This is a genomic window from Mesorhizobium sp. M0701, assembly GCF_040320365.1.
GTDB lineage: Bacteria > Pseudomonadota > Alphaproteobacteria > Rhizobiales > Rhizobiaceae > Mesorhizobium.
In genome coordinates this window covers 1-13,156 of record NZ_JAMYPO010000082.1, presented here as the reverse complement: position 1 = coordinate 13,156, position 13,156 = coordinate 1, and the positions used below count along the sequence as shown (strand labels likewise).

Genomic DNA, 13,156 nt, shown 5'->3' with positions numbered 1-13,156 from the left:
CCTCCACTCCAGCCAGCATCTTGAATCACAAAACCGACTGATCCGGAATCCCCTTCGATTCCGTCAAATCAGGAACCGCTCTAGCCGATGCGACCGCCGCTTGCCGGATCGAACAGATGGAGCGATGCCGGATCAGCCGACAGGCGCACGGCCTCACCCGGCTTCACGCTGGCCCGGCCCATGGCAAACACGCAGACCTGCTGGCCGGCAAGCCTGGCATAGAACTGGGTGGACAGGCCGAGCGGCTCCACGACACCCACCTCGCCCTTCAGCGCGCCATTGTCGGCGAGCCGGATATGCTCGGGCCGCAAGCCGACGGTGATCGTATCGCCATCCCTGAGCGGCAGGCCGTCTGGCAGCCTCAGCTTCTGGCCGTCGGCCAGGATGGCATCCGGCTTGGCGCCCTTTTCAACCACGGCAGGCAGAAAATTCATGCCGGGCGAGCCGATGAACCCGGCGACGAACATGTTGACCGGCCGGTCGTACAGATCGAGCGGCACACCGACCTGCTGGACGAGGCCGTCATGCATGACGACGATGCGGTCGGCCATTGTCATCGCTTCGGTCTGGTCGTGGGTGACATAGACCGAAGTGGTCTTCAATTGCTGGTGCAGCGCCTTGATCTCGGCACGCATGTGAACGCGCAGCTTGGCGTCGAGGTTCGAAAGCGGCTCGTCGAAGAGAAAGACCTTCGGGTCGCGCACGATGGCCCGTCCCATGGCGACGCGCTGGCGCTGGCCGCCGGACAATTGCCGCGGCAGGCGTTGCAGAAGCGTATCGAGCCCGAGCCGCTTGGCGGCACTGTCCACCCTTGCATCGATCGCCGGCTTGCCGGCCTTTCTCAGCATCAGGCTGAAACCCATGTTCTTCGACACGTCCATGTGCGGATAGAGCGCGTAGGACTGGAACACCATGGCAATGTCGCGGTCCTTTGGCGCAATGTCGTTGACCAGGCGCTCACCAATATGGATTTCGCCGTCGGAGACCTCCTCCAGCCCGGCGATCATACGCAGCAGTGTCGATTTCCCGCAGCCGGACGGGCCGACCAGAACGACGAACTCGCCGTCGGCGATTTCGAGATCGACCGCGTGCAGAACGCGCACGGCTCCATAGTCTTTGCGGACTTTGTCGAGTGTAACGGAGGCCATCGATCTATCCCTTGACGGCGCCGGCGGTAAGGCCGGTGACGAGGTAGCGTTGCAGGAAGGCAAAGAAGACGCAGACCGGGATCAGCGCCAGGATGGAAGCAGCCATCATCTGTCCCCAGTCGACCGCGAATTTGCCGATATAGGTGAGCAGGCCGACCGCGAAGGTCTTCTGGTCGTCGCTGGAAATCAGCATCAGCGCAAACAGCAACTCGCTCCAGGCGGCGGTAAAGACGAAGCCGAGCGTCGCGCCCATGCCGGGTAGCGTCAGCGGCACGATCACCTTGCGCATCGCCTGCAGGCGCGTGCAGCCGTCGATCATGGCTGCCTCTTCCAGGTCTCTCGGGATGCCGTCGAAGAAAGATTGCATCAGGAAGGTCGCAAAGGCCGTATTGAACGCGGTGTAGATGATGACGAGGCCGGTCAGGCTGTTGATGAGGCCGATCTGCCCCATGATGCGGTAGATCGGCGGAATGACCATCACCAGCGGAAAAGTCTGGGTGAGCAAAAGCAGGATGGCCAGGGTCGCCTTGCCGCGGAAGGAAAATCGCGACATGGCGTAGCCGGCCAGCGTGGCAATCACCGTTACGAAGGCTGCCGTCGACACCGAAACGATAACGCTGTTCAGGAAATAGCGTGGAAAGTCGGTGGCTTCGAGCACGGTGACGAAGTTCTGCAGCGTCGCTTGCGACGGCCAAAAAGTGATGCCTTCGGAATAGAGCAGCCGCTCCGGCGTAACCGAGATCTTCAACGTCCAGAAGATCGGGAACAACGCGAAGGCCATATAGGCACCGATGCCGCCGTAAAGGCCGATGCCGCCGAGAATGCGCGAGGAGACGGAGCGTCCGGCAATCATCAGACGTGCCTCACCAGCGAGCGACGGATGCCGATCAGTGCAATCGCATAGACGATGAGCAGCACAAGCAGCAGCACCGCCACCGCGGAGGCATAGCCTTTGTCCAGCGACTTGAACGCGCTGACGTAGATATAGACCGGGACGGTAGCGGTCGAACCGGCAGGCCCGCCTTCGGTCATGACGAAGATCAGGTCGGCGAAGGTGGCGATCCATATCGTGCGCAGCATGACGGTAATGACGATGGTTGGTGCCAGGAACGGCAGCGTCACCTTGGTGAAGCGCTGCCACGGCGAGGCGCCGTCGATCGCCGCCGCCTCATGCAGTTCTGACGGGATCGACTTCAACGCCGCCAAAAGCGTGATGGCAAAAAAGGGAATGCCGAACCAGACATTGGCGACGATCGGCCCCCACATGGCTGTCGAGGGATCGGAGAGCACGTTGGTCGGCTCGGCTTTCAGCCCCAAGGCGTAGAGCCAATGCGGCAGCGGCCCGATGATCGGGTTGAACAGCCAGGCCCAGGTCAGGCCCGAGAGGAAGGATGGTACCGCCCAGGGCAGGAACACCACCGCCTGCACGATCTTTCTGCCCCGGAACGGCGTGTCGAGCAGCAGCGCCAGGCCAAGTCCAAGGAAAAATTGGAAGAACAGGCTGGCTGCCGTCCACCATAGCGTGTTGACGAGCGCCTGCCCGAGCACAGGATCCGACAGCATCGCCTGATACTGCCCAAGCCCGACATATTCGGATTTGAAAGCAGAGAATTTGCGGAACGAGTAGCCGACACCGATAACCAGCGGCACCAGGAGCACGACGACCAGCAGCGCGATCGCCGGGCTAAGATAGAGCCAAGGCTCGATCGCGGCATGGGATAGCCGCTTCTTTCGCGGCCTGCCGGCGGATCGGATTTCGGACACGGCATAGGTCATTGGTACTGGATCGTCTCCTGGGTAAGCACGGGCTGGCGACAGCGCCTTCCCCGTTTACGGGGAGATGCCGGTCCACCCTCCGCAGCTGCAGCGCAGCTGCTGCGGAGGACGGGCAGGCGGATGAGAGGCAACACGAGCCGCGACGGGTTGGCGCCGCCCCTCATCCGTCACTTCGTGGCACCCCCTCCCCGTGAACGGGGAGAAGGAACAAAAGCTATTTCTTGTTCTTGGCCAGCCAGTCCTGCTGTTCCTTGGTCAGGAACTTGGCCCATTCGTCGGCCACGTCCTTGGCCGCCTTCTGACCAAGCAGCACTTCCTGAAAATTCTTGATCGCCACCTGGTCGACGAAATTGCCGAGATTTTCCAAATGCGTCGGAGGCGTCACCATCTCGTATTTGTCGCCGTTGTTCAGTTCCTCGAACCAGCCTTTGAATTGCTCGGTCCTGAAGTGGGCGTCCTGGTCGGCGCCGTTGTGGATTGGAATGACGCCGACTTCCTTTGCCCATTCCAGATTGTCCTTGGGCGACAACAGCGTCGCCATCAGCTTCCATGCATCGTCCTTGTGCTGGGAATTGGCGAACATCGCCCAGCCGGCATAACCGAGCGTCGGATAGGATTTGCCGCTCGGCCCGACCGGCATCGGCGCCACGGCGAAGTCGTCGGCGCTCATCTTGTCGGCGATGCCGAGCAGCGCGTCGGGATCCTGGTTCAGCATGGCGCAGGTGCCGCTGTAGAAGCCGGTGACGGTCTCGTTAAAACCCCAGCTCACCGCATCTTTCGGCGCCAGGCCGTTCTTGTACATGTCGGCGAGCATCTGCAGGCCCTTGACCGAGCCTTCCTCGTTGATGGTCGAGGTGCCGTCCTCGTTGAAATAGCCGCCCTTGCCGGCGGCGATGTTCATGAACATATGCATGCCGTTGAAGGCGCCCGGGCCGCCGCGCAGGCAGTAGCCGTATTTGCCCGGTATCGCCGAGATTTTTTTGGAGTCCTCGACGAATTCATCAAGCGTCGCCGGCGGACCGTCCAGACCGGCCTCCTTGAACAGCTTCTTGTTCCAGAACAGCGCGTTCAGGTAATAGCCGTAAGGGATCATGTACTGCTTGTTATCGACCGTCGAGCCGAACTGCTTCGCACGCTCGCCCAGCGTTTTGGCATCGTCCCATTTGGCCATGTATGGCCCGAGATCCTCGAGCTGGCCGTTGGTCGCATAGAGACCCATCCAGCGTTCCGGCATCTCGACGATGTCGGGCGTGTCGCCGGCCTGCACCATGGTGAGGAACTTCTCGAACGCCTGGCCCCAGGGCAGCGATACCAGCTCGACCTTGACGCCCGGATTGGCCGCCTCGAATTCGGCGATCTGCTTCTTGAGGAATTCGGTACGCGGCGGACTGGTGATTACCTCGACCATCTTGACCGTGGAATCGGCCAGCACGCTGCCGGCGGAAATCGCCAGACCCGCGACGGCACCAAGAAGGATGCTCAGTTTTTTCATGTTCAGCACTCCCATTTTGAACGGCTCCTTTATCTTTTTGCTCTGTCGAAGGCCTGGGCAACATCCGCCCACAGGTCTTCGACACTTTCCAATCCGACACTGAAGCGGATGGTTCGTGGGCTGACGCCGAAGCGCGCCATCGAATTCAGGCCCGGCGTCTGCTCGAGCGAGGCCTTTGCCGGAACGACCAGGCTCTCATGGCCGCCCCAGCTGACGCCGATGCGAAAGAGTTTCAGCGCATCGACGAAAGCCGGGATGTCGACGTCTTCCGTCACTTCGAACGAGAACAGCCCGGCATAGCCGGCAAGCGTCGCCTTGCCTGGATGGTTGGAATAGGCCGGGTGGTTGACCCGCTCGACATGGTCATGCGCTTTCAGCCGTTCGGCGATGGTCAGCCCGCTCTTCATATGGTGCGGCAACCGCAGCGGCAATGTTCGCAGGCCACGCAGCAACAGCCAGGCCTCGAAAGGCGAAAGTTTGCCGCCGAGATAGGAATAGGTCTGCTCGTTGATATGTCGGATATGGGCGGCCGAACCGGCCACCACACCGGCGACGGTGTCGCTGTGGCCGCCGAGATATTTCGAGGCCGAATGCAACACCAGGTCGACACCGTGCGAAATCGGCTTCTGGAACACCGGCGTAGCCCAGGAATTGTCGATCGAGGTGATGATGCCCTGCTCTTTGGCCAGCCGCGCCAGCTGGGTTATGTCCTGGAGCTCGAACATCATCGACGTCGGGCTTTCCAGGTAGAGCAGCTTGGCGCCGGGAAGTGCTGCCGCGACCGCGTCCGGATCGGAACCGTCGACATAGTCGACCTTGATGTTGAGCCGTGGCAAAAGCCGTTCGAACAGCCGGTAGGCATCGCCGTAGCAATTGCGCACGACAACCATGCGCTCACCGGCACCGACGAAAGCAAGCACCGTGGCGCTGATCGCCGCCATGCCGCTGGAAAAGCCGCGGGCGGCCTCCGCGCCTTCGAGAGCGGCGACACGCGCCTCGAACTCCATGACCGTCGGGTTGTCGCCGCGCGAATAGATCGGCTGACGTCGCCTGCCGGCGAATGTGTCGGCCATCTCGGAATAGTTGGCGAAGGTGAAGAGCGAAGTCTGGTAGATCGGCGGGACCACCGCGCCGCCGGGGAAAGGCTCGTCATGGGCGAGAAGCGTCGCTGCCTCGGCGAGATAGTCGTTTTCGAAACCGGCGGGATGATCGCTCATTTCTGGCCTGAAAGTTCGAGTTTGGCCGCGCCGCGCTTCAGATCGTCCTCGACGGTGGCGATCAGCTTGAGCGCCTCGGCCCGAGCCCCCTCCGGATCGTGCGCGGCGATGCGTTCGTAGATGGTGCGGTGGTAAGGAAAGCTGGCGTGGCCGAAATCACGCACGCCGAGCGGATGCTCCCAGAAACGATGGAACAGTTCGTGCATGGCGGCGATGATCTGCTCGAACAGCGGATTGCCGGAACTGCGGTAGATCGACTGGTGGAATTCCCAGTCCTCCTCCGCCGACATCCCGGCGCGAGTGTGGAAGGCCTGCTCCATAATGTCGAGCTTGCGCCCGATCTCGACGAGATCTGCCTGGCCCGCGCGGACGGCGCACAGGGCGGCGGCTTCCGCTTCCAGCGCGCGGCGGATTTCCAGCGTCTGCATCAGGCTGGTGAAATCATTGCCGCCGGCCAGCGTCAGCGGCATGTGCAGCATGTCCAGCGAGACCACTCCCTTGAGATAGGTGCCGCTGCCTTGCCGCCGTTCGACCAGGCCGAGCCCTTCCCAGCGCGTCAACGCCTCGCGCACGGTGTTGCGGCTCACCTTGAGGCGCTCGGCGAGGATGCGTTCGGTCGGCAGTCTCTGGCCGGGCCCGAGGGCTTCCCGCATCACAAAGCCGGCCAGCGCCTTGAGCACCGCGTCGTCGCGAGCAGTTGCCTGTATGGGGGAAAGGCCGAATTCGGTCATGCCAACGGGTCCCAAATGGCTCAATGGTCCAACCAATTTCTGCATAGAAGACAGGCCCTGTCAATCGACTGCGGGCGCATACGCCCTGCCAGCCGGCTATTTCAAAGGGCGCGCTGTCGCTGCCGCAACAAAAACCAAGCGTTTTCCGGGTCTTGGCGTAGAATCCTGATGTGTTCTGAAAATTGGGGGCCGGCCGGCGTTTGGCAGCGGTACGAGGAGGCCACTATGTGCCAGCGCCGGCCCCCCGACCCCACGGACCCAGGAGATGCGGCGGACCTGAGCATCATGGGGTATTCTTCGGGTCGAACCGGCGATCTAGCCTCGTGCCGGTTACGTCTAAGGGCTGCACATTTGCGCAACAACTTATGGAAATCAACCGTTTCTTAACCAACCCTCGCAAATCGCTTGGATTAAGGTAAATTCGTAACCTTGTCGCGTTGACCCGGCAATTGGTGTTCGGTGCTAAGCCGCCTTGGCGACGACGCGATTGCGGCCGCCGCTCTTGGCTTCGTAGAGCGCAAGGTCGGCGCGTTTCATTAGCGCGGAGACCGTGTCCACCCCTTTCAGCACCGACGAAACGCCGACGCTGACGGTGACTTCGACGGCTTTGCCTTCGGCGCCGACGGGAAACGGCAGTTGGGCGATTTCGGCGCGAATGCGCTCGGCGACCTTTTCGGCCACCGCGCCGTCGGTGTCCGGCATCACCACGACGAACTCCTCGCCGCCGAAGCGGCAGGCTAGGTCGATGCCGCGCACATTCTTGCGCAGCCGCCGCGCGAATTCGCGCAGCACGTCGTCGCCGCCGTCATGGCCATGCGCGTCATTGATGCTCTTGAAGCGGTCCAGATCGGTGATCATCACCGACAGCGGCCGGCGCCGTGCCACGGCGCGGTCGAACAGCGTCTGCAGATGGCTGTCGAGATAGCGCCGGTTGTGCAGGCCGGTCAGGGCATCGGTCACCGCCATCTCGATGGTCTGGGTGACGCTGGCGCGAAGCTGGTCGTTGTAGCGCTTGCGGCGCACCTGCGTACGCAGCCGCGCGGTCAGCTCCTGCTGGTCGATCGGCCGCATCAGATAATCATTGATGCCGAGTTCGAGGCCGCGGATGATACGCCCCTCCTCGCCCTCGTCCGCCAGAAGGATGATCGGCAGGAAACGGGTGCGATCGAGCGAGCGCAATTGCGAGCAGAGCCTCAGCGGGTCGAAATCGGCGAAGGCCGTCGAGATCATCACGCATTCATACGGCTGCTCGGCGGCCTGGAAGAAGCCGGCATGCGGATCGTTGGCGACGTCGAGATCGGCACTGCCGCGCAGCATCTTCTGGATGCGCTCGAACGAGGATTTGCGCTCGTCGACCAGCAGCACCTTCGGCACCGCATCGTCGGCAGCGAAGTTGCGGCTCAAAAGCTCCTCGATGCCGATATTGCGTGTCGTCGAGGCGCGCAGCCGCAGCTCGTCGGTCAGCGATTTCAGCCTGACCAGGCTCTTGACGCGCGTCATCAACTGCAGATCGTTGACCGGCTTGGTCAAAAAATCGTCGGCGCCGGCCTCGAGGCCGCGCACCCGGTCCGAAACCTGGTCGAGCGCGGTGATCATCACGACAGGGATGTGCGATGTCGCCGGGTCGCCCTTCAGCCGCCGGCAGACCTCGAACCCGTCCATGTCGGGCATCATCACGTCGAGCAGCACGACGTCGACCTTGCCGTTCTCGCAGATCTCGATCGCGTCCGGCCCGTTGGTGGCGGTCAGGACCTCGAAATATTCGGCGAGCAGCCGAACCTCCAGCAGCCTGACATTTGCTGGGATGTCGTCGACGACGAGGATCCGCGCGGTCATTTCACAAAGCTCCGGCTCGGCTGGAAAGATACATCAGGCATCGCCCAGGTAGGATTTGATGGTTTCGATGAAACGCGGCACCGAGATCGGCTTGGAGATATATGCCTCGCAGCCGCCCTGGCGAATGCGCTCCTCGTCCCCCTTCATCGCGAAGGCGGTGACGGCGATGACCGGGATGACGTGGAGATCATCGTCCTCCTTCAGCCATTTGGTGACCTCGAGGCCCGACACTTCCGGCAGCTGGATGTCCATCAGGATGAGGTCCGGCCTGTGCTGCCGCGCCAGATCCAGCGCTTCCAGGCCGTTGCGTGTGCGCACCGTCTCATAGCCGCTCGCTTCGATGAGGTCGCGAAAGAGCTTCATGTTGAGCTCGTTGTCTTCGACGATCATAACCTTCTTTGGCATCGATTTCCCGTCCCGGCTGGCCTTCCACTCGAAGGGTGCCGTCATGCGCCCCTTGTCGGCACGCACCAAACCTGTTCCCACTATACGGCAATATGATTGACGAAACGGAAACCGGCCGCCCTAAAAGCGTTCGGATTCCAGGTCGGCGAGCTTGCTGCCGGCGACACTTGCCACTACTGCGAAAACAGAACGATTCCGCCCATGAAGGAAGGTAGCGATGGCAAACGCAGCGTCAATGCGCGAGGAAGCGGAAACCATTGCCGTAAAGGCGTTGGGCTTCGTCGCCGCCGATCCGGAACTTCTGCCCCGCTTCCTGGCGATCACCGGCATCGAAGCCCATTCCATCCGCCAGGCGGCGGGCGAGCCGGGATTCCTGGCCGGCGTGCTGCAGTTCATCCTTGCCCACGAGCTGACGCTGATGCGTTTTTCCGAGGAGACCGGAACGCCGCCCGCCGCAGTCGGCAAGGCATTGCGGGCGCTGCCGCTCGGCGACGACAATCATGAGCATTCGATATAAGCGGCGATCCCGAGACAGATCGCCGCGGCGAAAATCGTGAGTGCACTCGGGCTTTGACGCCGGCAGCGAAAGTCATAAGACAAGCAATTCCAGGAAAAGTGTGAAACGGTTTTCCGTCCGGAATTGCGCAAAAAACAAAGACATGGAGCGGTTCAGCGTTTCCGTGAAACGATGAACCGCTCAAGCTCGGCGCTTAGGGTTTCAACTTCGCCCCTGCCCCGCCATTGTCATTCTCGCCCGAGCCATGATCCGGAACGGTAGCCTTGCTTGGGTCCATGATGGGGTTGTCCTGAACGGCATCGGCCGGCTTCAGTATGGCGCCGTTGACCGTGACCGAACCGTCTGCCTTAGCGTTGACGACCCATTCCAGTCGACCATCCGGCAGTGCCTTGCCGAACCCTTTGACAGCGAGTGCGAACGGAAAATACTGTGCCGCTTCCGGTTCGGTCTTGGCCGCCGTCTGCAGGGCCTCCACGATCTTGTCATAGCCCGCGACATCGATGGTCATGCTCGCGTCGGGCTTCTTGCCGGGGAACGTCATTTCACCTTCCATGGCAATCTCGATGTTGCCGTTCTTGATCGTGCTGTGTCCGAGAATGGCCTTTGGCGTCTTGGCCAGGAAATCGGCGGAGATCTGGTTGCCGAAATCTGCCGGCAGCGGTGGATCCTTGCTGAAATCAAGGGTTTCGATGGTTTTCTTCGCCATGCTGTCCAGATCGATGTTGGCGCCGCCGAAGTTGAGGTCGATATCCGTCGGCAGCAACGCAACGCTCCAGCTGGGCAGCACCTGCTGTGGTATTGTCAGGCCGGAAACCTTGAACGCGTAGTTGATCTTGCCGTCCTTGGCGATGCCGTCCATGCCGACGGCGGTATTCAGTTGCGTCGCACCGAACTTGCCCACCGGGCTCTCCACCACAAAGTCCTTGAAGCCGTAGGTGCCGTCGATCCGCTCCCACAATGGCAGTGCTGCCGTCAGAAGCGATTTGAACTCCGCCTCATCCGCCTTGAATTTGGCTGCATCATCAGTCGCCACAATGAAAGCAAGCAGGTCGAGCAGCGGCTTTGTCCGCATGCCCTTGCCCGTCGCATCCACCGCCGCGTGCGGCGATTTGACATTGTATAAGAATTTCAGACCGCTCTTGGGATCGTCCAGTCTGACGGTTTCGGCAAAGGCGGTCATTGTCTGTGAATACGCAAAATCTATGCCGCCATTCGCTGATTTCGTCGCGCTCATGCTGCCAGCGCCGCCATCCGCAGAGGCTTCCACATTCTGCAGCGGGCTTTTTACACTCATCGTGACGCCCGAAGTGGAACCCGAGGCGTTCACAAAGGCCGCCAGATCGGGGTCATAGATAGCGGTGAACTTGTTGTTTGAAATGGAAAAGTCGATGTGCTGCGGCCCCTCCGGACCGACGAAATCAACAGACCCCTTCGGGGACACGTCCGCCGAAACGTCCCAGTGTCCATCTTTGCGCGGCTTCGCCAGAACGAAGTAAGGCGTGACGTCGAACTTGAAGGCTTGCTGCTTTGCCATCAAATCCGTGACTGGCTTGAAGTCGAAAGCGAGCTTGTAGGCATCGCCGTCGACTGAAATTTTGACGAACCCGATATCGAACAGCTTCTTGCCGATGTAGTGCGCCAGATCGTCGGAAAGCTGCTTCGCGCCTTGCCTGTCGACCGCTTGGCCGAAGGCAGGCGCGCTGAGCGCGAGAACAAAGACGACTGGCAGGACACGGTTCACGCTTGTTCTCCGTTGGGCCATGGGAATTTTCTGCCCTTTCTCATTTCGTAGGGAATTACTATCACAACCGCAAGGCGAGCCGGACGGATCGATGTCGACCGCGGCATTGCCTAAAGCACCAGCCGCACCAGCGGCCGGCCCGGCTTACGTTCGACCAACCGTTGGAACCCGGCCTTTTCGAAGACCCGCGACGAGCCGACGAACAGCCCGATCGAGCGCGAATCCTTCGATAGATCGATCGGGCAGGCTTCGATCAGCCGCGCGCCGTTCTGGCGGGCGAACTCGATGCCGCCCGCGACCAGACGGTGCGACACGCCCCTGCCGCGCGCCTTGGTCCGGATGAAGAAGCAGGAGATCGCCCAGACGCCCGGATCGCTGGCGTCGGCGGGGTCGATCGGCGCCGACCCCCTGCCCTGGTTGTTCCATTCGGGCACGTCGGCGCGCGGGCCGATCTGCATCCAGCCGATCGCCTGACCACCTTCCAAGGCCAGCAGGCCGGGCGGCGGTCCGGCCTCGATCCGCGCCTTGATGTGGTCCTTGTTGCGCTCCCGGTTGCTCGCGCGGCGCGCTGCGGGCGACAGCCGGAAATGTGTGCACCAGCAGCCGTAGCAGGCGCCTTGCCTACCGAAAAGATCTTCGAAATCCGCCCAAAGCTCGGGCACTAGCGGCGCTATGGTCGTATTCATGAGCTCTCTCCCGGCCCACCGCCTTGTCGTGGCGTCCGTCCTGACGTACCATTGCATTTGTTCTCTTTATGTTCGCAGCGATGGCGGCCCCTGTCAACAATCCCGAACACGGTTTTTGCCGCGACTGCCTGAGTTTTCAGCGCAGCGAGGCACGCCGTTGCGAGCGCTGCGGCAGTCCACGGCTCGCCCGCCATCCGGAGCTCTACCGGCTGCGCCTTGCCCATATCGATTGCGACGCGTTCTACGCGGCGGTCGAAAAGCGCGACAACCCGGCGTTGAAGGACCGGCCATTGATCATCGGCGGCGGCAAGCGCGGCGTTGTCTCCACCGCATGCTACATTGCCCGCATCCACGGCGTGCGCTCGGCAATGCCGATGTTCAAGGCGCTCGAAGCCTGCCCGGAAGCGGTGGTCCTGCCGCCGGACATGGAAAAATACGTGCGCGTCGGCCGCGAGGTGCGCGCCATGATGCAGGCGCTGACGCCGCTGGTCGAGCCGCTCTCGATCGACGAGGCCTTTCTCGACCTCGCCGGCACCGAGCGCCTGCATGGCCTGCCGCCTGCGGTGGTGCTGGCGCGCTTCGCACTCGGCGTGGAAAAGGAGATCGGCATCACCGTTTCGGCCGGCCTTTCCTACTGCAAGTTCCTGGCCAAGGTGGCGTCGGACTTCCGCAAGCCGCGCGGCTTTTCGGTGATCGGCGAGGCCGAGGCTATCGGCTTCCTGGCCGAGCAGCCGGTGACGCTGATCTGGGGGGTCGGCAAGGCCTTTGCCGCCACGCTCGAGCGCGACGGCATCCGCACCATCGGCCAGTTGCAGCGCATGGAACGTGGCGATCTGATGCGCCGCTACGGCGTCATGGGCGACCGGCTCTACCGGCTTTCGCGCGGCGAGGACGACCGTCGCGTCGTTCCCGACCAGGACGCGAAAAGCGTCTCGGCGGAAACCACTTTCGATACCGACATCGCCTCCGTCGACGAACTGGTTTCGGTGCTGAGGGCGCTGTCGGAAAAAGTCTCGGCCCGGCTGAAGAAATCCGGCATTGCCGGACGCACCGTCGTCCTCAAGCTGAAGACCCAGGATTTCAAGATCCGCACGCGCAATCGCCAGCTCGGCGATCCGACCCGGCTGGCCGACCGCATCTTTCAGACCGGGCTCGAGCTGCTGCGCAAGGAAGCGGATGGCACGAAATACCGTCTGCTCGGCATTGGCGTCAGCGATCTCTCCGACGATGACCGGGCGGACCCGCCCGACCTGGTCGACGTCCAGTCACGCAAGCGCGCCATGGCCGAAGGCGCCATCGACACGCTGCGCGGCAAGTTCGGTCGCAGGGCGGTGGAAACCGGCTACACCTTCGGCAAGGGCCGCGATGCCCATCCGCCCGAACCGGTCGAGGACTAGTTCCTCTGCACAGAGGTTTTGGTTCTTTGACAGAGCCTGAAAGGGCTGTGGATCGGAGCCTGCCGATCGGGCTGCCAATCTCCAAGGTTGCGATTAGCGATAAGCCACCACGTCTTCGTCATCCCAGGGCGGAGCAGGAGCGAAGCGACGTCGCGCAGACCCTAGGATCCATATGTGGACGGCGCCCTGCCTGCAACGGTTGTTTTGCGT

At 62.0% G+C, this 13,156-nt stretch carries 12 protein-coding genes; 2 read left to right on the top strand and 10 right to left on the bottom strand.

Going from position 1 to position 13,156, the window contains the following annotated elements; genetic code table 11:
• Positions 1-80: 80 nt before the first annotated feature.
• The 8 genes from NKI24_RS34950 to NKI24_RS34915 all read right to left on the bottom strand — a co-directional run bounded on the left by NKI24_RS34950 (position 81) and on the right by NKI24_RS34915 (position 8,650).
• Positions 81-1,148 (bottom strand): ABC transporter ATP-binding protein, encoded by a 1,068-nt coding sequence (locus tag NKI24_RS34950; RefSeq protein ID WP_352750705.1) that lies wholly within the window; start codon positions 1,146-1,148, stop codon positions 81-83.
• Positions 1,149-1,152: 4 nt separating this feature from the next.
• The gene (locus NKI24_RS34945; RefSeq protein WP_352684119.1) at positions 1,153-2,001 is read right to left on the bottom strand and encodes a carbohydrate ABC transporter permease; all 849 of its coding nucleotides are present in this window, start codon (positions 1,999-2,001) and stop codon (positions 1,153-1,155) included.
• On the bottom strand, positions 2,001-2,924 hold the full coding sequence (locus NKI24_RS34940; protein ID WP_023679983.1) for a carbohydrate ABC transporter permease: 924 nt from the start codon (positions 2,922-2,924) through the stop codon (positions 2,001-2,003). Before NKI24_RS34940 ends, NKI24_RS34945 begins: the two co-directional genes overlap by 1 nt.
• 214 nt (positions 2,925-3,138) lie before the next feature.
• Entirely contained in the window at positions 3,139-4,416 is a 1,278-nt protein-coding gene (locus NKI24_RS34935; protein ID WP_031212851.1) for an ABC transporter substrate-binding protein, read from the bottom strand.
• 29 nt (positions 4,417-4,445) lie between these two features.
• Positions 4,446-5,633: a PLP-dependent transferase gene (locus NKI24_RS34930; RefSeq protein ID WP_352682945.1), complete on the bottom strand. Its 1,188-nt coding sequence runs from the start codon at positions 5,631-5,633 to the stop codon at positions 4,446-4,448.
• Complete coding sequence (locus NKI24_RS34925) at positions 5,630-6,364, bottom strand: FadR/GntR family transcriptional regulator (RefSeq protein WP_023679986.1); 735 nt, start codon at positions 6,362-6,364, stop codon at positions 5,630-5,632. Before NKI24_RS34925 ends, NKI24_RS34930 begins: the two co-directional genes overlap by 4 nt.
• A 462-nt stretch (positions 6,365-6,826) precedes the next feature.
• The gene (locus NKI24_RS34920; RefSeq protein WP_352448689.1) at positions 6,827-8,200 is read right to left on the bottom strand and encodes a PleD family two-component system response regulator; all 1,374 of its coding nucleotides are present in this window, start codon (positions 8,198-8,200) and stop codon (positions 6,827-6,829) included.
• A gap of 33 nt (positions 8,201-8,233) precedes the next feature.
• A complete protein-coding gene (locus NKI24_RS34915; protein ID WP_348625950.1) occupies positions 8,234-8,650 on the bottom strand; it encodes a response regulator in 417 nt (138 codons plus the stop codon).
• A gap of 172 nt (positions 8,651-8,822) precedes the next feature.
• Between NKI24_RS34915 and NKI24_RS34910 the strand changes: the two genes are divergently transcribed.
• Positions 8,823-9,122, top strand: coding sequence for a DUF3572 domain-containing protein (locus NKI24_RS34910; protein WP_352750703.1), 300 nt, complete (start codon positions 8,823-8,825; stop codon positions 9,120-9,122).
• A 193-nt stretch (positions 9,123-9,315) separates the two neighbouring features.
• On the opposite strand, the gene NKI24_RS34905 is transcribed toward NKI24_RS34910, so the two are convergent.
• On the bottom strand, positions 9,316-10,656 hold the full coding sequence (locus tag NKI24_RS34905) for a hypothetical protein (protein WP_352750706.1): 1,341 nt from the start codon (positions 10,654-10,656) through the stop codon (positions 9,316-9,318).
• Positions 10,657-10,973: 317 nt separating this feature from the next.
• Complete coding sequence (locus tag NKI24_RS34900; RefSeq protein ID WP_352448686.1) at positions 10,974-11,549, bottom strand: GNAT family N-acetyltransferase; 576 nt, start codon at positions 11,547-11,549, stop codon at positions 10,974-10,976.
• Positions 11,550-11,617: 68 nt separating this feature from the next.
• On the opposite strand from NKI24_RS34900, the gene NKI24_RS34895 reads away from it, so the two are divergent.
• Positions 11,618-12,946, top strand: a complete 1,329-nt coding sequence (locus NKI24_RS34895; RefSeq protein WP_352750701.1) for a DNA polymerase IV — start codon at positions 11,618-11,620, stop codon at positions 12,944-12,946.
• The last annotated feature ends 210 nt before the right edge of the window (positions 12,947-13,156 follow it).